We start from the raw sequence: 21,273 nt of genomic DNA, 5'->3' as shown, positions 1-21,273 counted from the left end.
CGCGTGTTGCGCGAACCAGATGCCACGCTGCGCAGCCGACAGCGGAAACGCTCCTTCCGGAGCACCGCTACTACCCGCTGCATGTCCCGACCCCAAGGGTTACTCCGTTCTCGAACGCGTGGCGACTGCCGCCTGTGTCTTTGGTGATTCGTAGCTCTCGGTCCCACGGACTGCGCCGCGAGCCGGTCTTCCGATGAACGCCATCACATGAACGGGCCTTGCCGGTTCGAAGCTTTTCGCGGAACAGGGACGTGCCGAACGCGGGAGGACCTGCGCTGATCGAAGAGTTCCACCACACTCGGAGTCGATGTCAGACGATCGTCCGAAAACCGATTGCCTGCGACGCTGAACACTCCAAGGCCCTTACATCCCGAACTACTTGCGGTGAGCGGGTTCATACGTGGCTCCGTTCTCTCATCGATCCAACAAGCGGCCACCCAATCGGTGCTCGTCATCCTCCGAGTCGAGAGCCGAGTCTACGGCGCTGGTGAAGGAACGAAACATCGTCGCGATCATCGCTTCGGCCTCCTCTCGCTCGGTGGTGACAATCTCGGTTCGTACGGTTCCGCGGCAACGCCGGGAATTACATCGGTGTCAGATCCAGTACCGTTACCGGCGCTGGTGTGACGTACCCAACCCTCGATACTTCCAGAACCAGGCCTGAATTCGATCTTCGACGCGCTCATATTCAACAGGCAGAACCACATTCCGGGTATCGCGTCCAACCAGAGCACGGATACCGTACCGAGAGTCGGAATTTCGCTGGGTGTACAACTGTCGTATCCAGTTTCATGTTCCGCCTCCTGACTGTCGTCCGCGCACGGTGCGGCCGACCAGGTGATCGACCGCGGCGTTGAACACCCACTGCCCCCCGTGACCGCAGTTTTTGCCAACCACCGTGTCTACCAAAGCCCCGAGCAGGTCTCAAAACGACGAGCACCCGAGGTTGCGCGCGGGGAATAACCGACCAGGTCCGTCGCCCGTCCATATCGAGCGGAATACTGGACGCCCGACCACTGCGCTGTGCGCATCCAGGTCGGGGCAGATCGCCCGCTGACCTGCCACGGAGAAGCGCAGGCACTACCGCGGCGAGGACGGGCGAACCAGCGAGATCGCGGCCGCATCCCAGCATCTGGAACGCGCTCCCGAAACTCCGCACCCCCGGTGTCCGATTAGTCGCATTTTCTGCGGCGCGACCAATCGGAGGCGGGCGGGAGATATCTCACATTCGCGGATACCCGGCCGTCGGCAGGTCGATCTCTCGCAGCCAGTAACGAAGGTAAGACTAACCTAATCGTTGGCGCCCAACGACACTGAGATCGGCGGAGTTGCTGCTCAGCGTCCGTGCCGCGCGAACCAGTCGAGCAGGCCGGGGTCGTCGACGGCGCTGCGGTCCACCGTCCGCGCCGCGTCCGCGCCCTGGAAGATCCGCTTGAGCGGCACCTCGAGTTTCTTGCCGGTGCGGGTGTGCGGGATGCCGGGCGCCTCGATGATGTCGTCGGGCACGTGCCGCGGGGAGGCCTGCTCCCGGATCGCTCCGCGGATCCGCTGCTTCAGCGCGTCGTCGAGCGCCGCGCCCTCCGAGAGCACCACGAACAGCGGCATCCAGTATCCGCCGTCCGCCAGATCGACCCCGACGACGAGCGCCTCGGCGACCTCCGGGAGCTTCTCCACCACCTGGTAGATGTCGGCGCTGCCCATCCGGATTCCGTTGCGGTTCAACGTCGAATCGGACCGCCCGTGCATGAGGACGGTCCCGCGATCGGTGATCGTGATCCAGTCCCCGTGCCGCCACACTCCGGGAAACACCTCGAAATAGGCTTCGCGGTAACGCTTTCCGTCCGGATCATTCCAGAACGACACCGGCATGGACGGCATCGGCGCGGTGACGACGAGTTCGCCGACCTCGTCTCGGACCGGCCGCCCCGACTCGTCGAAGGCGTCGACGGCGACCCCGAGGCAGGGGGCGGACAGCTCTCCCGGCCAGACCGGAACGGTGCGCGCACCCCCGATGAACGCCGACACCACGTCGGTCCCCCCGGTGATCGACACGACGGGTACGCCGCGACCGACGTTCTCCGACAGCCACAGCGACGACGCCGCGGGCAGCGTCGACCCCGTGACTCCCACCGCCCGGAGCGCGCTCAGATCGTGCTCGCGGACGGGGATCACCCCCGCCTTGTCGCACGCGAGAACGTAGCCGGGACTGGTACCGGCCACCGTCACACCCAGTCGTGACACCAAGGCCCACAACGCATCCGGAGTCGGATAGGACGGGCTTCCGTCGTAGCAGACGATCGTGGCTCCCACGAGCAGGCCCGCCGTCTGGAAGTTCCACATCATCCAACTGGGGCTGGTGTACCAGAAAAGTATGTCTTCGCGGCCGAGGTCGAGGTGGAGCGCCAGCGACTTCACGTGTTCGAGGAGAACGCCGCCGTGACCGTGCACGATGCCCTTCGGGAGGCCGGTGGTCCCCGAGGAGAACACCACCCACAACGGGTGGTCGAACGGGACGGGAACGGGCTCGAGTGCGCCGCCCCCGGCGGTCGCCTCCGCCCAGGTGAGGGCACCGTCGACGGCGGCGTCCGCATCGAGGTGGGGCACCACCACCGTGAGGGCCGGCGACAATCCGGCCCGCAACTCGGCCACTGCCCCCAGCCGGTCGTGTTCCCTGCCCCCGAACCGGTACCCGTCCGCGGTGATCAGCGCCGCCGGTTCCAGTTGACCCAGCCGATCGAGCGCGGCCGGCGCGGAATAGTCCTGCCCGCACGCGGCCCACACGGCGCCGAGCGACGCCGTGGCGAGAAACGCGACGACCGCCTCGGGGATGTTCGGAAGGTAGCCGACCACGCGATCGCCGACCCCGACCCCGTGCTCGCGGAGAGTCGCGGCGAGTCCCGCCACCGCGGACCGCAACTCGTCCCACCCGATCGAGACGTCGGCGCAGCCCTCACCCGCGTACAGGATCGCCGGACTGCCGGGGCGGGCGTTCCGGAAGACGTGGTCGACATAGTTGAGCGTGGCCCCCGGAAACCAGACGGCGCCCGGCATCGCGGCGTCGGCGAGGGCGGGCCCGGGGTCGGTGGCGGACCGGAACTCGAAGTAGTCCCACACGTCCTGCCAGAACTCCCCCACCGCCGCCACCGACCAGCGCCACAGCGACCGGTAGTCGTCGACCGTGACACCGTGGCGCCGCGTGACGAACGTGGCGAAATCGGTGATCACCGCGTCGCGCACGTCGGCTTCGGTGGGAACCCATTGCGGATCGGCAGCCATGGGCACCATCTTCCCCGAGAGCGCGGCCGTTCCGCGCTCTTTCGCCGCCTACCGCCGCCCTCAGACCGGCGCGTCCCCCGCCGCACCGGTCTGTGAGCGGCGCAGGATCGCCTCGGCGTGACGCAGGACCGGCGCGTCCACCATCTTTCCCTCGAACGCGAAGACCCCGCGCTGGTCGGCGACGGCGGCGAGAACCCGCGTCGCCCAGTCGACGTCCGCGTCGGACGGCGCGTACGCCTCGCGGATCACCGCGACCTGGCTGGGGTGGATGGCGACCTTGACGTCGAATCCGACGGCGACGGCGTCGAGGGCCTCGGCGCGGAGCCCGTCCAGGTCCTTGATGTCGAGGTAGACGGAGTCGAGCGCGAGCCGGTGATACCCCTTGGCCGCCAGCAGCGTCGACGACCGCACCTGGGTGGCGACGTCGCGGTAGCTGCCGTCGTCGCGGCGGCTGGAGTTGCCGCCCATCGCGGCGACGAGGTCTTCGGCGCCCCACATCACACCGATGGTGCCGGCTGCCAACGCGATCTCGGTGACCGCGAGCGCACCGAGCGGCGACTCGACCAGGGCGATCACTTCTCGCGGCGTCAGTGACAGCACCTGGTCGGGCGACTCGCACTTGGCGAGCATGAGCCGGGTGTAGCGGGTGCCGTCGAGCGCCAGCAGGTCGCGTTCGTGGTCTTCGGTGCCGACCGGGTTGACCCGCACGACGGTGCGGTCGGGATCGAGCGGGGTGTCGATGAGGGCGATCCGGGCCGCTTCCTTGTCGCCGGCCGCCACCCCGTCCTCGAGGTCGAGGATCACGACGTCGGCGGCCGCGGCCGCCTTCGCATACCGTTCGGGCCGGTCCGCCGGGCAGAACAGCCAGGCGGGACCGGGCAGTTCCCAGCTCATGACGGCTTCTTCTGGACGAGGGTCTTGCGGACCGCGACGGCCACCACGTCGCCGTGCTGGTTGCGGCCGGTGTGCTCGAGCGTGACGATCCCTTCGCCGGGACGGCTCTTCGATTCGCGCTTGTCCGCGATCTTCGTTTCCGCGTAGAGCGTGTCGCCGTGGAACAGCGGCTTCGGGAAACTGATCTCCGAGAACCCCAGGTTCGCGACGATGGTCCCCTGCGTCAGCTGCGCCACCGACAGTCCGACCAGAGTCGAGAGGGTGAACATCGAGTTGACGAGGCGCTCACCGAACTGGGTGTTCTCGCTGTACGCCGCGTCCAGGTGCAGGGCCTGGGTGTTCATCGTCTGCGTCGTGAAGAGGACGTTGTCGGCCTCGGTGACGGTCCGGCCGGGGCGGTGCTCGTACACCGCACCCAGCTCGAACTCCTCGAACCACAGTCCCCGCTGAACGATTCGGTTCGGTTCGGTCGTGGCGGTCACAGGCCCGCCTCCCGCGCGATCAGCATCAGCTGAACCTCGGTGGTGCCCTCACCGATCTCCAGGATCTTGCTGTCCCGGTAGTGCCGCGCCACCGTGTACTCGTTCATGAACCCGTAGCCGCCGTGGATCTGAGTGGCGTCGCGGGCGTTGTCCATCGCCGCCTCGGAGGCGACGAGCTTGGCGATGGCGGCCTGCTTCTTGAACGGCTTGCCGGACAGCATCCGGGCGGCGGCGTCGTAGTACGCCGTGCGGGCGGTGTGTGCCCGCGCCTCCATGCGGGCGATCTTGAACGCGATGGCCTGGTTGTGTCCGATGGGCCGTCCGAACGCCTCCCGTTCCTTGGCGTACTTGACCGACTCGTCGACGCATCCCTGGGCCGCGCCGACGCTGAGCGCGGCGATGGCGATGCGGCCCTCGTCGAGAATCCGCAGGAAGTTTGCGTACCCGCGGCCGTGCTCGCCGAGCAGGTTCTCCTCGGGAACCCGTACGTCCGAGAACGTGAGCGGGTGGGTGTCGGAGGCGTTCCAGCCGACCTTGTTGTACGCCGGTTCCGCGGTGAAGCCGGGTGTCGACGTCGGCACGAGGATGGTGGAGATCTCCTTCTTGCCGTCCTTCGTCCCGGTCACGGCGGTGACGGTGACGAGCTTGGTGATGTCGGTTCCGGAGTTGGTGATGAACTGCTTGTTGCCGTTGATGATCCATTCACCGCTGTCGAACTTCGCGGTGGTCTTCGTGCCGCCGGCGTCACTTCCGGCACCCGGCTCGGTGAGCCCGAACGCGGCCAGGCTCTTGCCGCTCGTCAACTGCGGCAGCCACTCCTGCTTCTGCTCTTCGTTGCCGAACCGGTAGATCGGCATCGCACCCAGCGACACGCCGGCCTCGAGGGTGATCGCGACGCTCTGGTCGACCTTGCCGAGTTCTTCGAGTGCCAGACAGAGGGCGAAGTAGTCGCCGCCCATTCCGCCGTACTCCTCCGGGAACGGCAGGCCGAACAGGCCCATCTCGGCCATCCCCGACACCACCTCGTACGGGAAGGTGTGGTTGGCGTCGTGTTCCGCCGCGACCGGTGCCACCACGTTCTTGGCGAAGTCGGCGACGGTCTTCGCCAACTGCTGGTACTCGTCCGGAAGCTGGCCGGTGGCAAGGAATTCGGTCATGACGCATCTTCTTTCGTGTCGGTGTGCGGGGTGACTCGGGCGAGTAGTTGGTCGACCATCACCTGGTCACCGGGCGCGACGAGGATGTCGACGACGCCGTCGACGGGCGCGGTGAGCGAGTGCTCCATTTTCATCGCCTCGACCACGACGAGGCTCTGGCCCGCGGTGACGTGGGCACCGGCCTCGACGCCGACCGCGATGACGGCTCCGGGCATGGGGCTGGTGATCTCCGCCTCACCGGCGTGGACGTCGCCGGTGCGGACACTGAGTTCGCGGACCTCCCGCAGCATCGTCGTGCCGTCGGACCCGGCGAGCCAGATGTGCCCGTCGGTCTGGGCGACCCGGTAGGTCTCGCGCCGGCCGTCGATCACCACCGAGAGCGTGGTCCCGTCGAGCGCCGCGGTCAGCGACAGGGTGTCGCCGTCCTCGACCTGCGCGGTGGCCTCGGCCGGGCTGCCCGTGATCCGCACGTGGTCGGTGCGGGTGGCCGAGGACAACCGGATGCTGGTCGGCGCGGGCGTCCCGACCCGCCAGCCGCTGGGAACGTCCCACGGATCGGCCTGCGCCCGCTCGGGCCAGCGCTGCAACCAGCGGTACGCGGCGGCGGCGATCAGGGCACCGTCGGTGGCCTCGGCGGCGGCGAAGTCCTCGAGCCGCCGGTCGAGCAGACCGGTGTCGAGATCGCCCGCCACCACGTCCGGGTCGGCGAGCAGGAAGCGCGCGAACTCGATGTTGGTGACCACTCCCAGCACACCGGTGCCCGCCAGCGCCCGGTCCAGTTTCCGCAGCGCGCCGGCGCGGTCGTCGGCGTGGGCGATGACCTTCGCCAGCATCGGGTCGTAATCGCTGCCCACCACCGTGCCCGGCTGCAACCCGGAATCGACGCGGACACCGGGGCCGGCGGGTTCGACCACGTCGGCCACCAGTCCACCGGTGGGCAGGAAGCCGCGGCTGGGGTCCTCGGCGTAGACGCGGGCTTCGATGGCGTGGCCGGTGAGGGTGATGTCGTCCTGGGTGAACCCGAGCGGCTCCCCGGCGGCGACCCGTACCTGCCACTCGACGAGGTCCAGACCGGTGACGAGTTCGGTGACCGGGTGCTCGACCTGCAGCCGGGTGTTCATCTCCATGAAGAAGAATTCGTCGGGTGTGTCGGCGGAGACGATGAACTCGACCGTTCCCGCACCGGAGTAGTCGACGCTGCGCGCGGTGTTGCAGGCGGCCTCCCCGATCCGGGCGCGGGTCGCCTCGTCCAGCAGCGGCGACGGCGCCTCCTCGATGACCTTCTGGTGCCTGCGCTGCAGACTGCATTCGCGCTCCCCGAGGTGGACGACGTTGCCGTGCCCGTCCGCGAGGATCTGCACCTCGATGTGCCGGGGCCGCAGCACGAACCGCTCGAGGAACAGGGTGTCGTCGCCGAATGCCGACGCCGCCTCCCGTCGCGCGCTGGCCAGCGCCTCGGCCAGTGCGCCCGGCTCCTCCACCAGGCGCATGCCCTTGCCGCCGCCGCCCGCCGACGGCTTGACGAGCACCGGGTATCCGATGTCTTCGGCGGCCGCGATCAACTCGTCGTCGGACAGGCCGGGCCGGGCGATGCCGGGGACGACCGGAACGTCGAACTTCGCCACCGCGTTCTTGGCGGTGATCTTGTCGCCCATCACCTCGATGGCGTGGGCGGACGGGCCGAGGAACGCGATCCCCGCGTCGGCGCACGCCCCGGCGAACTTGGAGTTCTCCGACAGGAACCCGTATCCGGGATGGATGCCCTGCGCGCCGGTGGCGCGGGCCGCGTCGATCACCTTCTCGATGACGAGGTAACTCTCCCGCGCCGCGGCCGGGCCGAGCAGCACCGCGGTGTCGGCCTCGCGGACGTGCCGGGCACCGCGGTCCGCCTCGCTGAACACGGCGACGGAACGGATGCCCATGGCCCGCAGGGTGCGGATCACGCGCACCGCGATCTCGCCGCGGTTGGCCACCAGGACGGTATCGATCCGAGTCATTTCAGTCATTGCACTCACATCCGGAAAACGCCGTAGGAGACCGGCTCGACCGGTGCGTTCGCACACACCGAGAGCGCCAGTCCGAGAACAGTTCTGGTATCGGCGGGGTCGATGATGCCGTCGTCCCACAGCCGCGCGGTCGAGTAGTACGGGTTGCCCTGCGCCTCGTACTGCTCACGGATCGGCGCCTTGAACGCCTCCTCGTCCTCGGCCGACCACGGGTTGCCCGCGCTGTCGAGTTGCTCGCTGCGCACCGTCGAGAGCACCGACGCCGCCTGCTCCCCGCCCATCACCGAGATCCGGGCGTTCGGCCACATCCACAAAAACCGCGGCGAGTACGCCCGCCCGCACATCGAGTAGTTGCCCGCCCCGTAGGAGCCGCCGATCACGACGGTCAGCTTCGGCACCCGCGCACACGCCACCGCGGTCACCATCTTCGCGCCGTGCTTGGCGATGCCGCCCGCCTCGTAGTCGCGGCCGACCATGAAACCGGCGATGTTCTGCAGGAACAGCAGCGGGATCGTGCGCTTGTCGCACAGCTCGATGAAATGCGCGCCCTTCATCGCGGACTCGGCGAACAGCACACCGTTGTTGGCGACAATGCCGACCGGGTGGCCCTCGATGTGCGCGAAACCGGTGACCAGGGTCTTGCCGTACTCGGCCTTGAACTCCTGGAACTCACTGCCGTCGACGATGCGGTCGATGACCTCGTGGACGTCGTACGGGGTGCGCGGGTCGGTGGGGACCACGTCGTACAGGTCGGTCTGCGGCGCCGACGCGGGGACGGCGCTGACCACGTCCCACGGATGTTCGGCGCGCGGGCCGAGGGTCGCGACGATGTTCCGCACGATCCGCAGCGCGTCCTGGTCGTCCTCGGCGAGGTGATCGGTGACACCGGAGACCTTCGAGTGCAGGTCGCCGCCGCCGAGTTCCTCGGCCGTGACGACCTCACCGGTGGCCGCCTTCACCAGCGGCGGGCCGCCCAGGAAGATGGTGCCCTGGTTGCGGACGATGACCGCCTCGTCGCTCATCGCTGGCACGTAGGCGCCGCCCGCGGTGCAGGAGCCGAGGACCGCCGCGATCTGCGGGATACCCTGCGCGCTCATCGTGGCCTGGTTGTAGAAGATGCGCCCGAAGTGCTCGCGGTCGGGGAACACCTCGTCCTGCCGGGGCAGGAACGCGCCGCCGGAGTCGACGAGGTAGATGCAGGGAAGCTGGTTCTGCAGCGCGATCTCCTGCGCCCGCAGGTGCTTCTTCACCGTCATCGGGTAGTAGGTGCCGCCCTTGACGGTCGCGTCGTTGGCGACGATCACGCATTCCCGGCCGGACACCCGGCCGATGCCGGCGATGACGCCCGCACCGGGGCACTCGTCGTCGTACAGGCCGTTCGCCGCCAGCGGCGAGATCTCCAGGAACGGGCTGCCGGGATCGAGCAGCGTGTCCACCCGATCGCGGGGCAGCAACTTGCCCCGGCTCACGTGCCGCTCCCGCGACTTCTCACTGCCGCCGCGCGCGGCCACGGCCAGCCGCGACTTCAGCTCGTCGACCAATTTCGTGTGCTCTGCCCGGTAGCCCTCCCGTGCAGTGGTTCCGCCCAGTGCCATCCTGCCGCCTTCTATTCTTGACGCCCGTGCCGAGTGAGTTAATGCTCGATAACTGAAACTAAGATAACTGTGATTAACTGAGTTGTCCAGACCACACCGCGGAAAAGAGCAAGGCGATGACTGCAGACGTCGACGGCACCGAGACCCCGATCACACGCCGCGAGCAGATGAAGGCGGACCGCCGGCGCCAGCTGCTCGACGCCGCCGCCCGGCTCATCGCCGAACGGGGCTTCCTCGGAGTACGCCTCGAGGACCTCGGCTCCGCGGCGGGAATCAGCGGCCCCGCCGTGTACCGGCACTTCCCCAACAAGGACGCCGTCCTCGTCGAACTGCTCGTCGGGATCAGCACCCGGCTGTTCGAAGGCGGGTCGCTCGTCGCCGCGGAGGCAAAATCCCCGGACGCGGCGCTGGAAGGTCTGATCGATTTCCATCTCGACTTCGCACTCGGGGAACCCGACCTCATTCGCATCCAGGACCGAGACCTGGAGAGCCTGCCCGCCGACGCGCGCCGGGAGGTCCGGCAGACGCAGCGGCGTTACGTGGAGATCTGGGTGAAGGTGCTGCTGCAGGTGGATTCGTCGCTGGACGAGACGGATGCCCGCACCAAGGCGCACGCCACGTTCGGGCTCATCAACTCGACCCCGCACAGCGCCGACCCCGCCACCCCGTCGCGCACCCGGAAAGTGCTGCGCGACATGACGTTCTCATGCCTGCGGCCCGTGAGTACTTCTTAACCGCGGGCGGTTGATAAGTACTCACGGGCCGCAAGGCACTACTCGGGTGGCTACACCCTGTTCTTGCTCGTCATCGCGGTGTACCCCAGCGTCAGCACGGCCGCCGCGGCAATGCTGATGACCCACCGGATCCAGTCGATCCCGCCGGTGTCGCCCTTGTCGAGGAGTCCCTCCCACACCCAGTACCCGATCAGCGCACCGATGATGCCGAGGACGACGGTGATGACCCACCCCATCGCCTGCTTTCCCGGAATCACGAGACGCGCCAGAACGCCGATGACCGCACCGAAGATGATGGTGCCGATGATGTTGCCGACCATGGCCCTTGTCCTCTCAACACGCAATTCATGGTGCGAGCGGAAGGTCACCGCTCATTTCGAACATAACCACCTGGACAGCCGCTCGACAGGGCTTCGGCAAATCGTTGCCAAAAGGTTCACGCGGTGGACCACCGCGAATCCCCGGTTCAGCGGATGCCCTGCCGCCGCAGCGCCACGGACACGGCCGCGGCCCGGGTGTCGACACCGAGCTTCGAGTAGATGTGGGCGAGGTGCGTCTTGACCGTCGCCTCGCTGATGAACAGGGCCTTGCCGAGTTCCTTGTTGGTCATCCCCTTGGCCAGCAGGGTCAGCAACTCGGCCTCCCGCGGCGTGAGGGCCTCTTCGGGTCGCTGCATCTGCTGGAGCAGCCGCGACGCGACGGGCGGCGACAGCACACTCTGGCCTGCCGCCGCTCCGCGGACGGCGGCGAAGATCTCCTGGGGCGTCGAATCCTTCAGGAGGTACCCGATGGCGCCGGCGTCGATGGCGCGGACGACGTCGGCATCCGTGTCGTACGTCGTGAACACCAGCACCGGCAGGTCCCGGTCGACCTGCCGGATCCGGCGGATCGCCTCCACCCCGTCGATGCCGGACCCGAGGGCCAGATCCATCGTCACGAGCCGCGGCCGGTGGGCGGTCACGGCGTCGACGGCCTCCTCCCCCGTGCCCGCCTCGGCGATCACCTCGATGTCCGGCTGGGAGTCGAGCAGCGCCCGCAGTCCCGCGCGCACGACCGCGTGATCGTCGACCAGCAGCACGGTCACGCTCGTCATCCCGCGGCTCCTCTCGCGCACGGTATCTGCGCGGCCACCACCGTGCCCTCGCCCGGTGCGCTCTCGACGGTGAACGTGCCGCCCAGTTGCTCGACGCGACTGCGCATCGCACGCAGGCCGTATCCGCCGCGGTCCGAGGGAGGTCCGGTGGGTGCAGGGTCGAAACCGGCGCCGTCGTCGTAGATGTCGAGTGCGACGGCGTCCGGAAGGTACGTCAGGGTGACACCGACGGTCTCGGCCCGTGCGTGCCGGGTGATGTTGGAAACCGCGCTCTGGGTGATCCGCAGCAGCGCGTGCGCCACCTCCGCAGGAATCGCGATCGGAGTGCCCACGATCCGGAGTTCCGCCCGCGGGTGGTGGGCACGCGCGGCGGCGAGCAGTGCCGCGTCGAGCGGCTGGGATTCCAGGTTGGGCGCTGCGAGATAGTGCACGAGACTGCGGGTTTCCGCCAGGTTCTCGCGCAGTGTTCCGGTCGCCACGCGGACGTCCTCGCGGGCCCGCGCCTCCGCCCGCGGATCTTCCTGCGCCCAGATCTGCTCGGCGGCTTCGAGCCGGAGGAGGCTGCTCGTCAGTCCCTGCGTCACGGTGTCGTGGATCTCGCGGGCCAGTCGTTCGCGTTCGGCGAGGACGCCCGCCTCCCGCTCGGTCTCGGCGAGCCGGGACCGCGTCTCTGCGACCTGACGGAGCAGCCGCACCCGCTCCCGGCCGTCCCGCTCGATCTGGCTGTACGCCATGACGATCAGCGCCCCGGTGCACAGCGGTCCCACCAGCACCGCCCACTCGGTGCGCCCGGAGAACGTGAAGAACGCCAGCGATGTGAGGACGGCGAGAACAGCCACGACGGGATACGCGATACGGCTCGGGTAAGCCCTCGTGCACAGGAAGAACATGGGAAACGCGCACCAGGCGAAACTCGGCGCGAGCCAGACGAGTACCGCCCACGTCGTCAGTACCGGCCACACCCAGGGTTCCCACGCACCGCCCCGCCGCGCCACCACCACGGTCGACGTGTACAGCGCGGCGAGCGCCGCGATCAACGCGACCACGACGACGAATTGCCCGCTGACACCGTGGTAGGTGAGGTACCGCGCCGTCGACGTCGCGAGGAGAACGTAGAAGGAGACATGGATGGCCGTACCGAGCGGGCCGCGCAGACTCTCGCCGGCCGCTCTGTCCACTCCGTCCACGGGTCCCGTCACGTCTGTGGATCCTACGGACGTGCGGCAGGTCGCGGATCCACCGTTCGGATGATCTGCCGCAGCCGGACGGATGAGTCCGGGAGCGCCGTCGGCCCGATGCGATCACCGGTGCCTGCGGGCCAGGCTGGTCACGTCAGCTCGTCACTTCCCCGAAAGGCCTTCCGATGCGCACCTTCCACCGCCTGCCCCGCATTCTGGCGATCACCGTCCCGCTGGCCGCGATCGTCGCGACCGCTGCGTGCGGCGCTTCCACGACGGACGAGGCGACGGCGGCGTCCACTCCGGTCGCGACGGCCGCCGCACCCGCCCCCGTCGACGGTGCGGACGGCCTGGTCAGCCAGAACCGTCTCGGTGTCGGGGCGGCGCAGACCGCCGCGCAGGCGGCGCTCGCGAAGTGCCAGGCCGACGGACTGGGCTTCGTCACCGTGTCGGTGGTCGACCGCAACGGCAACGTGCAGGCCATGTTGCGGGGCGACAATGCCGCGCAGCACACCGTGGAGGCGGCCCGGCAGAAGGCGTACACCGCCGCCGCGTTCGGCGCGAACACCAGCGACCTGAGCGAACGCGCCAAGGGCGACGGCGCGACGGTCGCCGACCTTCCCGGCACGTTGTTCCTCGCGGGCGGCGTGAGCGTGAAATCGGCGAGCGGGTCGATCGCGGGTATCGGCGTCGGCGGCGCCCCCGACGGAATGCGGGATCAGGCCTGCGCGGCCGCCGGTCTCGACGCGATCGCCGGCGCCGTCGGTTGAAGAGCCGCCCCCGTGTCGACACCCGAACTCGAGCATGCGCTGTTCGACGCCGTCGCCCGTGACGACGCGTCGGCGGTGCGCGCGCTGCTCGACGCCGGGGCCGACGTGAACGCGAAGAACGCCCGCGAGGACTCGGCGTTCCTGTATGCGGGCGCGGAGGGGCTGAACGAGATTCTCGCGCTCACCCTCGACCACGGCGCCGACGTGACCAGCACCAACCGGTTCGGCGGAACCGCGCTGATCCCGGCGGCCGAGCATGGCCACGTCGAGACCGTGCGGATGCTGATCGAGGCGGGTGTGCCGGTGAACCACGTCAACGATCCGGGCTGGACGGCACTGCTCGAGGCCGTGGTCTACGGCGACGGCTCCGCCCGCTACCAGGACGTCGTCCGACTGCTCCTCGACGCGGGCGCCGATCCGGCCATCGAGGACGCCGACGGCCGGACGGCACTGCAGCACGCGCAGCGACGCGGACAGGATGCCGTCGCGGCGCTACTGCGGACCGGGTGACGGGGGGCGGGTCAGGTGTGCCCTATCAGGTCGAGGGACTGCTCACGCATCTCGACCTTGCGCACCTTGCCCGTCACGGTCATCGGAAACTCGTCGACGACGTGCACGTACTTCGGGATCTTGTAGTGGGCCAGCTTGCCGGTGCAGAATTCGCGCACCTTCGCCGCGTCCAGGGGTTCGGTGTCTTCCTTCATCCGCACCCACACCATCAGTTCCTCGCCGTACTTCGCGTCCGGCACGCCGATCACCTGCGCGTCGAGGATGTCGGGATGGGTGTACAGGAACTCTTCGATCTCCCGGGGGTAGACGTTCTCGCCGCCGCGGATCACCATGTCCTTGATCCGCCCGGTGATCGCGACGTACCCGTCGGAATCCATCACACCGATGTCGCCGGTGTGCATCCACCGTCCGGCGTCGATCGCTTCCGCGCTCTTCTCCGGGTTGTTCCAGTACCCGAGCATCACCGAGTACCCGCGGGTGCACAGCTCCCCCGGCTCGCCCCGCGGAACGGTCAATCCTGTTGCCGGATCGACGATCTTGACCTCGAGATGTGGGCCGACCCGGCCTACGGTGGAGACCTTCTGGTCGATGGTGTCGTCCGCCCGCGTCTGCAGCGACACCGGCGACGTCTCGGTCATGCCGTAGCAGATGGAGACCTCGGCCATCCCCATCAGCTCGATGACGTGCTTCATCACCTCGACCGGGCAGGGCGATCCGGCCATGATCCCGGTCCGCAGACTGGACAGGTCGAAGGACTCGAAGTCGTGGTCGGCGAGTTCGGCGATGAACATCGTCGGCACCCCGTACAGCGACGTGCACTTCTCCGCCTCGACGGCCTGCAGCGTCGCCTTCGGATCGAACGAGGGACCCGGAATCACCATGGTCGCGCCGTGACTCGTGCACGCGAGGTTGCCCATGACCATGCCGAAGCAGTGGTAGAACGGCACGGGGATGCAGACGCGGTCGTTCTCGGTGTAGTGGCACAGCTCGCCGACGAAGTACCCGTTGTTGAGGATGTTGTGGTGGCTGAGCGTCGCCCCCTTCGGGAACCCGGTTGTCCCCGAGGTGTATTGGATGTTGATCGGGTCGTCGGGCGACAGCGCGGCCTGCGCCGCGGGCAGCCGGGCCGGATCCGCGGCATGCGCGGCCATGCCGTCCGACGCCAGCCTGCTCCATTCGGCACTCCCGAGCAGCACGACCATCTCGAGGTCGTCGCACTCGGGCCGGACCTCCTCGATCATCGCCGCGTAGTCCGACGACTTGAACTGCGGAGCCGACACGAGCAGCCGGACACCGGCCTGGTCGAGCACGTACTTCAATTCGTGCGCCCGGTAGGCGGGGTTGATGTTGACGAGGATCGCGCCGATCTTCGCGGTCGCGTACTGGATCAGCGTCCACTCCGGGCAGTTCGGCGCCCAGATTCCGACCCGGTCGCCCTTCGCGATGCCCCGCTTCAGCAAACCGGCCGCCACCGCGTCGACGTCCCGCTTCAGCTCGGCGTACGTCCACCGCCGACCCGACGGCCGGTCGACCAGGGCGTCACGATCGGCGTGGGCGGCCACGGTCCGATCGAAGTTGTCTCCGATGGTGTCGCCGAGCATCGGGGCGTCCCACACGCCGTGGGTGTAGCTGGGAAGCGGGGTCGTCATCACTCTTCCTCTCCAGGAGCCCGTTCGGGCGCCTACGGGACGGGCAGACCGGAAGGCCCTTCCGCGGTCGAACTTACTCTTGGTTGTTGTGATCCAGGGCATACTGCACGGCGAGGGGTGCCGGTAACTGTGCGAAGTCCGGACACCCCCGCCTGCGACGTCAGAGCGCGTCGTCTTTCGTTTCCACCAGGGCCTTCGTGCACAGCAGGCTCAACACACCGAGGACGGCGAGTAGCACGCCGATCGCGACGCTGCCGTACGCGGACGCCAGGGGCGCGGCGATCAGCGGCGGAACCGCGCCGCCGAGCACGCCGGCGAGGTTGTAGCCGAGGCCCGCGCCGGTGTAGCGGTACCGCGTCTGGAACATTTCCGGGAGCAGGGCGCCGCAGGGACCGTAGGCGATTCCGAAGATCGCGAGCGTCACCATCACACCGATCGTGAATGCGACGGGCGAACCGGTGTCCAGCAGCGGGAACAGCGCGAGCGCCCATACGACGGCCAGGCCGCAGGAGATCATGATGACCCGTCGGCGTCCGATCCGGTCCGAGTACAGCGCCGAGACGACGATGGTGAATCCGAAGACCACCGCCGAGGCGATCCCGACCGTCAGCACGAACGGGCGGCTGAACCCGAGGGTCTTGGTGCCGTAGCTGGTGAGGAACGCCGTGCCCATGTAGAAGAACGCGAACAGGGTGGCGAGCGCGCCTGCCGAGAGCAGGATCTCCTTGGTCTGGTAGCGCCAGGCGTCCATCAGTGGAAGGGTGCGCGGGGCCGCGTCGGCCCGGTCGGCCTGCTGCGCGGCGCGGAACACCGGGGTCTCCTCGATCGCCAGGCGCATGTAGAGACCGATGCCGACGAGGACGGCGCTGAACAGGAACGGAATCCGCCACCCGTAGTCGAGGAAGACCTCGTTGGTGTCGCCGAGCAGGGTGCCGGTGACGAGGAACGTGGCGCTGGAGAGGATGAAGGCCACCGCGGGCCCGAGTTGCGGGAACATCGCGTAGAGGCCGCGTTTGCCCGGGGGTGCGTATTCCGCCGTCAGCAGCGTGGCGCCCGCCCACTCGCCACCGACGGCGAATCCCTGCCCGAAACGCAGCAGCACCAACAGGATCGGGGCCGCGACGCCGATCGTCTCGGCGCCGGGCAGCAGGCCGATGAGGAAGGTCGAGACGCCCATCAGGATCAGCGTGGAGATCAGGGTCTTCTTCCGCCCGATCCGGTCACCGTAGTGGCCGAACAGCATCGCGCCCACCGGCCTGGCGACGAACGCGACGGCGAAGGTCGCGAAGGAGGCGACGGTGCCGGCGGTGGAGCCGAGGGCGGGAAAGAACACCGTGGGGAACACCAGCGCTGCGGCGGTGCCGTAGATGAAGAAGTCGTAGAACTCGATGGTCGTGCCGATGCCACTGGCAATGGCCACCTTGCGGACGCTGGTACCGCCCTGTCGCACCGGCGTGGGAGCGTGGGGGGCGCCCGCACCCGAGTTGGAGACTGTGGTCACTCGATTCCTCCGTGGTCCGTGGGGAACGCCCTGGTGGGCGTATCCCGGATGAGAGGAAAAGTAGTGATCCGGCTCACTGCGTCACCACCCCCGAATGGGGGGTGGTGACGCGGCTCACGTCATTCGGTGGCGCCGGACGCGCCGATCAGCTCCCTGCGCAGCTCGGTCCACACGGTGGCGTAGGAGTCGATCACGGGCTCCGAGATCCACTTCGTCTCCCCCGCAGCGACTTTCGCGAGGGCATCGGCGAACAGGTCCTGGTAGCGGGACAGCCGGGGCACGAACGCCGACAGGTCGTCGAACACGACCGACGCGCGGCGGTCCAGGTCGGCGAGCTGATCGGCGTCGGCCGTGTCGATCAGTCCGACGAACTCCTCGTGGAACGGCACGAAGCTCTCGTACACCTCGGCGATGGAGTCCTCGTCGATGGACACCCGCTCGGCGTCGAGCTGGTCCTCGAGCTCCGACAGCCCGGCGTCGGTGAGCGTGATCCGGCCGTCCGAGACCTCCTGCGCCTTGCCCTGGGTGAGCAGCGCGTCGTACGCGGCCTGCGCGGACGCGGCGCTCACACCGAGATGTTCGGCGAGTACCGCCGCGCTGACCTGCTCTTTCAACCGGACCGCCTGCAGCAGGGCCAATTCGTCCACATTGCCAGCGAAGGCCATAGATCTCTCCTCGTCACACCCCGTCCAGGGCGGTTCTCCGCAGGCCCGGTCGGACCTGCCGCCCTTTAGATAACACGACTACAGTTCGAGGATCTCCGAGGGGGCTGCCAGCGCATCCGCGCGGGAAGTGTCCTTCAGGTCCACTCCGGACCGGCCCAGTTTCCGGGCGCCGGACACGAGTCCCGCCACGACGCGGGCGGCGAGTTCGTAGCCGAGCCCCTCGGGTGGGTGGATGTTGGACACGCAGTTCCGGTCGGCGTCGGTGCGTCCGGGGCGCGGGAGGTGCGTGAGGTAGACGCCGACGCTGTCGGCCACCGACAGTCCCGGCCGCTCGCCGATCAGCAGGACGAGCGTCTGCACACCCAGGGCCTGCGCGATGTGGTCGCCGAGCGCCACCCGGGCCTGGGTCGCGATCACCGGCGGCGCCAGCGAGTACGTGCCGCCGAACTCGTCGACCAGCGCGGACAGCAGCGACACCCCGTGGTCGGTGAGCGCGCGGGGCGACAACCCGTCGGCGAGGACGAATCCCACCTCGGCCGTCCCCGCGGGGACACCGGACAGATCTGCCGGTGTGCGCCCCAGATCGGGCCGGCGCAGGTACTCGCTCCGATCCGACGCTTTGCTCGTCACGACCACCGGTCTGCCCAGGCCCACCGCCTCGACCTGTTCGGCCAGCGCCTGCGCGTCGAGCGGCTGGTGGACGGCGTCGCGGGCCGCGGCGTGCGCCGACCGGAACTCGAGGACGCGCTGCGTCGGCAGCGCGTCCCCGGTGCGGCCGAGTCCGATACGCGCCTGCGTCGTGGCTCGCAGTTCGGCCCAGAAGTCTTGTGCGACAGGATCGGTCATCGTGCCCCCGTCAGCGCTCGAAGCGGCGACGCCGCGGCGTCGACCGGCAGCACACGACCGGCGTCGTCGACCATCCCGAGACGGCGCATCCAGACCTCGAATTCCGGTGCCGGTCTGAGTCCGAGCACTTGACGTGCGTACAGCGCGTCGTGGAACGACAGACTCTGGTACCCGAGCATGACGTCGTCCGCTCCGGGCACCGCGATGACGAAGGCCGCGCCAGCCACACCGAGCAGGGTGAGCAGCGTGTCCATGTCGTCCTGATCGGCCTCGGCGTGGTTGGTGTAGCAGACGTCGACACCCATCGGCAGGCCCAGGAGTTTCCCGCAGAAATGGTCCTCGAGCCCGGCCCTGATGATCTGCTTGCCGTCGTACAGGTACTCGGGTCCGATGAAACCGACCACCGTGTTGATCAGTAGCGGTTCGAGGTCGCGGGCCACCGCGTACGCCCGGGTCTCGAGGGTCTGCTGGTCGACGGGCCTGCCTCCCGTGCCGAGGTGTGCCCCGGCGCTCAGGGCCGACCCCTGCCCGGTTTCCAGATACATCACGTTGTCGCCGACGGTGCCGCGTTTCAGCGACCGGCCTGCCTCGTTCGCCTGCCGCAGCAGCGAGATGTCGACGCCGAAACTGGAATTGGCGCCCTGCGTTCCGGCGATCGACTGGAACACGAGGTCGACGGGAACGCCGTCCTCGATCAGGCCCATCGTGGTGGTCACGTGCGACAGCACGCACGACTGCGCGGGAATGTCGAAGCGCTGACGGATGTCGTCGAGCAGGTGCAGCAGTTCCGCGGTGGCGTGCGGCGAATCGGTGGCCGGGTTGATGCCGATGACGGCGTCACCGCAGCCGAGCAGCAGTCCGTCGAGGGTGGCGGCGGCGATCCCGCGGGGGTCGTCGGTGGGGTGGTTGGGCTGCAGCCGGGTTCCCAGGTGGCCGGGCACGCCGAGCGTGGTCCGGAACCCCGCGGTGACGGTGACGGCCCGCGCGACCGCGATGAGGTCCTGGTTGCGCATGATCTTGCTGACCGCCGCGACCATCTCCGGGGTCAGCCCCGGCGCGACGCGGCGGAACGTCTCGGCTGCGCGGTCCCGCGCGGCGACGTCCAGCAGCCAGTCGCGCAGGCCGCCGACGGTGAGGTGGGAGATCTCGCCGAACGCGACCCGGTCGTGCGAGTCGATGATGAGCCTCGTGACCTCGTCGTCCTCGTAAGGCACCACGAGTTCGTTCAGGAACGTGCCGAGCGGGACATCGGCCAGCGCCCACTGCGCGGCGGCGCGTTCGGCGTCGGACGACGCCGCGCAGCCGGCGAGTTCGTCCCCGCTGCGCAGTGGTGTCGCCTTGGCCATGAGGTCCACGAGACCGTCGAACGTGTACCCGGTTCCCGCGACTCCGTGACTGTAGGTGGTCATTCCAATTCTTCCTCTGCCTTTGCAAGAACAGCAAACTCCTCGTCGGGCGAATTGGCAACGAGGTGATGGCGGCTGTACAGGCCGAAGTACGCCATGAAGGCCGCGAACGCGATCAGCGTCCACAGTGCGGCGACCGGATCGACGAGGAACGTGGCGATCACCGCGGCGGCCGCGATGACCAGCGCGAACGACGTGGTGGCGATGCCGCCGGGTGTGCGGTACGGCCGCTTCATCTCCGGCTCGCGCTTGCGGAGGACGATGTGGCTGACCATCATCAGCACGTAGCTGACGGCCGCGCCGAACACGGCCATGTTCAGCAGCATCGCGCCTTCCCCGGTGAGCGAGAGTACGAACCCGATGACACCCGGCACGATGAGTGCGAGCGTGGGGGCCTTCCGCGAGTTGGTGACCGACAGGTTCGTCGGCAGGTAACCGGCGCGGGACAGCGCGAACGTCTGCCGCGAGTAGGCGTACATGATCGAGAAGAAGCTGGCGACGAGGCCGGCCAGGCCGATGTAGTTGACGACCTTCGCCGCGGTTCCGTCACCGAGCGCCTCGACCAGCGGATTCCCGGACGTCGACAGGCTCTCGGCACCCAGTGCTCCCGTCGCGAGGAACAGGACCGTGGCCCCCGTGACGATGAGGACGAGCATGCTGATGATGATTCCGCGCGGTACATTCTTCTCCGGCTCGCGTGCCTCTTCGGCGGCCAGCGGCACGCCTTCGACGGCGAGGAAGAACCAGATGGCGAACGGGACGGCCGCCCAGATGCCGAAAGCGCCGAACGGCAGGAAACTCGATGCCCCCGCCGCATCCGTCGCGGCGATGTCGGTGAGGTTGCCCGCGTCGAACAGCCCGATCGCGGAGACCGCGAAGATCACGAGCCCGACGAGTGCGATCGCCGTGATGACGAACATGGCTTTGAGCGCCTCGCCGGCGCCGGTCAGGTGGATTCCGATGAAGATCGCGTAGACCGCCAGGTACACCCACCACCCGTCGGTGATGCCGAACAGGTTCAGTGATTCGACATAGCTGCCGATGAATGTCGCGATGGCGGCGGGCGCGATCGCATATTCGATGAGAATGGCCGTGCCGGTGGCGAATCCGCCCCACGGTCCGAGCGCCCGGCGGGCGAACGTGTAACCGCCGCCCGCGGCGGGCAGAGCGGAGGACATCTCGGCCATCCCGAGCACCATGGCCAGGTACATGCCCGCGATGACGACACCGGCGATCAGCAGTCCGCCGAATCCGCCCTCGGCGAGGCCGTTGTTCCATCCGGCGTAATCGCCGGAGATCACGTAGCTGACGCCGAGGCCTGCGAGCAGCACCCAGCCCGCCGAACCCTTACGGAGCGTGCGTTTTTCCAGATAACTGTTGTCTTCCGAGTGGAAATCGGCAGCATCGTGGTGTTTACCGGTTCCGGAATTCTTGGATGGTTCTACGAGTGACATTCCGTCCCCTACGTCGATCCGAATGTTGCCTCGCCGACGGCGCGCGAGAGCGGTGCC

General features: G+C 68.4%; 18 protein-coding genes. 3 read left to right on the top strand and 15 right to left on the bottom strand.

The window, feature by feature from the left end:
- Positions 1–1,335: 1,335 nt before the first annotated feature.
- From ACFTZB_RS00300 to ACFTZB_RS00275, 6 genes are read right to left on the bottom strand one after another with little or no spacing between them, the layout of a single operon-like run.
- Positions 1,336–3,276: an acetoacetate--CoA ligase gene (locus ACFTZB_RS00300; RefSeq protein ID WP_378429567.1), complete on the bottom strand. Its 1,941-nt coding sequence runs from the start codon at positions 3,274–3,276 to the stop codon at positions 1,336–1,338.
- Between the two features lie 60 nt (positions 3,277–3,336).
- Positions 3,337–4,170 carry an HpcH/HpaI aldolase/citrate lyase family protein gene (locus ACFTZB_RS00295; protein ID WP_378429566.1) on the bottom strand — a complete coding sequence of 278 codons (834 nt, stop codon included), beginning with the start codon at positions 4,168–4,170 and terminating at the stop codon, positions 3,337–3,339.
- Entirely contained in the window at positions 4,167–4,652 is a 486-nt protein-coding gene (locus tag ACFTZB_RS00290) for a MaoC family dehydratase (RefSeq protein WP_378429565.1), read from the bottom strand. The genes ACFTZB_RS00295 and ACFTZB_RS00290 overlap by 4 nt, the downstream gene beginning before the upstream one ends.
- Positions 4,649–5,809, bottom strand: a complete 1,161-nt coding sequence (locus ACFTZB_RS00285; protein WP_378429564.1) for an acyl-CoA dehydrogenase family protein — start codon at positions 5,807–5,809, stop codon at positions 4,649–4,651. The genes ACFTZB_RS00290 and ACFTZB_RS00285 overlap by 4 nt, the downstream gene beginning before the upstream one ends.
- The gene (locus ACFTZB_RS00280; RefSeq protein WP_378429591.1) at positions 5,806–7,806 is read right to left on the bottom strand and encodes a biotin carboxylase N-terminal domain-containing protein; all 2,001 of its coding nucleotides are present in this window, start codon (positions 7,804–7,806) and stop codon (positions 5,806–5,808) included. Before ACFTZB_RS00280 ends, ACFTZB_RS00285 begins: the two co-directional genes overlap by 4 nt.
- 14 nt (positions 7,807–7,820) lie before the next feature.
- Positions 7,821–9,410 carry a carboxyl transferase domain-containing protein gene (locus ACFTZB_RS00275; RefSeq protein WP_378429563.1) on the bottom strand — a complete coding sequence of 530 codons (1,590 nt, stop codon included), beginning with the start codon at positions 9,408–9,410 and terminating at the stop codon, positions 7,821–7,823.
- 116 nt (positions 9,411–9,526) lie between these two features.
- Here ACFTZB_RS00275 and ACFTZB_RS00270 point away from each other — a divergent pair, with 116 nt between their 5' ends.
- The gene (locus ACFTZB_RS00270; RefSeq protein ID WP_378429562.1) at positions 9,527–10,144 is read left to right on the top strand and encodes a TetR/AcrR family transcriptional regulator; all 618 of its coding nucleotides are present in this window, start codon (positions 9,527–9,529) and stop codon (positions 10,142–10,144) included.
- A gap of 50 nt (positions 10,145–10,194) precedes the next feature.
- Here the strand turns inward: ACFTZB_RS00270 and ACFTZB_RS00265 are convergent, their stop codons facing one another.
- From ACFTZB_RS00265 to ACFTZB_RS00255, 3 genes are all read right to left on the bottom strand, one after another.
- Positions 10,195–10,464, bottom strand: coding sequence for a GlsB/YeaQ/YmgE family stress response membrane protein (locus ACFTZB_RS00265; protein WP_378429561.1), 270 nt, complete (start codon positions 10,462–10,464; stop codon positions 10,195–10,197).
- A 146-nt stretch (positions 10,465–10,610) separates the two neighbouring features.
- The gene (locus ACFTZB_RS00260; RefSeq protein WP_378429560.1) at positions 10,611–11,237 is read right to left on the bottom strand and encodes a response regulator; all 627 of its coding nucleotides are present in this window, start codon (positions 11,235–11,237) and stop codon (positions 10,611–10,613) included.
- The gene (locus ACFTZB_RS00255) at positions 11,234–12,436 is read right to left on the bottom strand and encodes a sensor histidine kinase (protein WP_378429559.1); all 1,203 of its coding nucleotides are present in this window, start codon (positions 12,434–12,436) and stop codon (positions 11,234–11,236) included. Before ACFTZB_RS00255 ends, ACFTZB_RS00260 begins: the two co-directional genes overlap by 4 nt.
- A gap of 164 nt (positions 12,437–12,600) precedes the next feature.
- Between ACFTZB_RS00255 and ACFTZB_RS00250 the strand changes: the two genes are divergently transcribed.
- Positions 12,601–13,185: a heme-binding protein gene (locus ACFTZB_RS00250; RefSeq protein WP_378429558.1), complete on the top strand. Its 585-nt coding sequence runs from the start codon at positions 12,601–12,603 to the stop codon at positions 13,183–13,185.
- Between the two features lie 12 nt (positions 13,186–13,197).
- A complete protein-coding gene (locus tag ACFTZB_RS00245) occupies positions 13,198–13,695 on the top strand; it encodes an ankyrin repeat domain-containing protein (protein ID WP_378429557.1) in 498 nt (165 codons plus the stop codon).
- A gap of 11 nt (positions 13,696–13,706) precedes the next feature.
- On the opposite strand, the gene ACFTZB_RS00240 is transcribed toward ACFTZB_RS00245, so the two are convergent.
- From ACFTZB_RS00240 to eat, 6 genes are all read right to left on the bottom strand, one after another.
- Positions 13,707–15,344, bottom strand: coding sequence for an AMP-binding protein (locus tag ACFTZB_RS00240; RefSeq protein ID WP_378429556.1), 1,638 nt, complete (start codon positions 15,342–15,344; stop codon positions 13,707–13,709).
- 160 nt (positions 15,345–15,504) lie between these two features.
- Complete coding sequence (locus ACFTZB_RS00235) at positions 15,505–16,845, bottom strand: MFS transporter (RefSeq protein WP_378429555.1); 1,341 nt, start codon at positions 16,843–16,845, stop codon at positions 15,505–15,507.
- Between the two features lie 119 nt (positions 16,846–16,964).
- A complete protein-coding gene (locus ACFTZB_RS00230; RefSeq protein ID WP_378429554.1) occupies positions 16,965–17,510 on the bottom strand; it encodes a hypothetical protein in 546 nt (181 codons plus the stop codon).
- Positions 17,511–17,588: 78 nt separating this feature from the next.
- Positions 17,589–18,356 carry an ethanolamine ammonia-lyase subunit EutC gene (eutC, locus tag ACFTZB_RS00225; RefSeq protein WP_378429553.1) on the bottom strand — a complete coding sequence of 256 codons (768 nt, stop codon included), beginning with the start codon at positions 18,354–18,356 and terminating at the stop codon, positions 17,589–17,591.
- Positions 18,353–19,765, bottom strand: coding sequence for an ethanolamine ammonia-lyase subunit EutB (locus tag ACFTZB_RS00220; RefSeq protein ID WP_378429552.1), 1,413 nt, complete (start codon positions 19,763–19,765; stop codon positions 18,353–18,355). Before ACFTZB_RS00220 ends, eutC begins: the two co-directional genes overlap by 4 nt.
- Complete coding sequence (eat, locus tag ACFTZB_RS00215) at positions 19,762–21,216, bottom strand: ethanolamine permease (RefSeq protein WP_378429551.1); 1,455 nt, start codon at positions 21,214–21,216, stop codon at positions 19,762–19,764. The genes ACFTZB_RS00220 and eat overlap by 4 nt, the downstream gene beginning before the upstream one ends.
- Positions 21,217–21,273 lie beyond the last annotated feature (57 nt).

The sequence above is a fragment of the Rhodococcus sp. NPDC057014 genome (genome assembly GCF_042673295.1).
Taxonomy (GTDB): Bacteria; Actinomycetota; Actinomycetes; order Mycobacteriales; family Mycobacteriaceae; genus Rhodococcus_F.
The sequence above is the reverse complement of the archived record's forward strand: the minus strand, read 5'-3'. Positions and strand labels throughout refer to the sequence as shown.

Coding starts and splice junctions, on each gene's coding strand:
- eat (WP_378429551.1), bottom strand. CDS start 21,216: ATGTCACTCGTAGAACCATCCAAGAATTCCGGAACCGGTAAACACCAC.
- ACFTZB_RS00285 (WP_378429564.1), bottom strand. CDS start 5,809: ATGACCGAATTCCTTGCCACCGGCCAGCTTCCGGACGAGTACCAGCAG.
- ACFTZB_RS00280 (WP_378429591.1), bottom strand. CDS start 7,806: ATGACTCGGATCGATACCGTCCTGGTGGCCAACCGCGGCGAGATCGCG.
- ACFTZB_RS00260 (WP_378429560.1), bottom strand. CDS start 11,237: ATGACGAGCGTGACCGTGCTGCTGGTCGACGATCACGCGGTCGTGCGC.
- ACFTZB_RS00300 (WP_378429567.1), bottom strand. CDS start 3,276: ATGGCTGCCGATCCGCAATGGGTTCCCACCGAAGCCGACGTGCGCGAC.
- eutC (WP_378429553.1), bottom strand. CDS start 18,356: ATGACCGATCCTGTCGCACAAGACTTCTGGGCCGAACTGCGAGCCACG.
- ACFTZB_RS00270 (WP_378429562.1), top strand. CDS start 9,527: ATGACTGCAGACGTCGACGGCACCGAGACCCCGATCACACGCCGCGAG.
- ACFTZB_RS00240 (WP_378429556.1), bottom strand. CDS start 15,344: ATGACGACCCCGCTTCCCAGCTACACCCACGGCGTGTGGGACGCCCCG.
- ACFTZB_RS00275 (WP_378429563.1), bottom strand. CDS start 9,410: ATGGCACTGGGCGGAACCACTGCACGGGAGGGCTACCGGGCAGAGCAC.
- ACFTZB_RS00220 (WP_378429552.1), bottom strand. CDS start 19,765: ATGACCACCTACAGTCACGGAGTCGCGGGAACCGGGTACACGTTCGAC.
- ACFTZB_RS00295 (WP_378429566.1), bottom strand. CDS start 4,170: ATGAGCTGGGAACTGCCCGGTCCCGCCTGGCTGTTCTGCCCGGCGGAC.
- ACFTZB_RS00265 (WP_378429561.1), bottom strand. CDS start 10,464: ATGGTCGGCAACATCATCGGCACCATCATCTTCGGTGCGGTCATCGGC.
- ACFTZB_RS00250 (WP_378429558.1), top strand. CDS start 12,601: ATGCGCACCTTCCACCGCCTGCCCCGCATTCTGGCGATCACCGTCCCG.
- ACFTZB_RS00230 (WP_378429554.1), bottom strand. CDS start 17,510: ATGGCCTTCGCTGGCAATGTGGACGAATTGGCCCTGCTGCAGGCGGTC.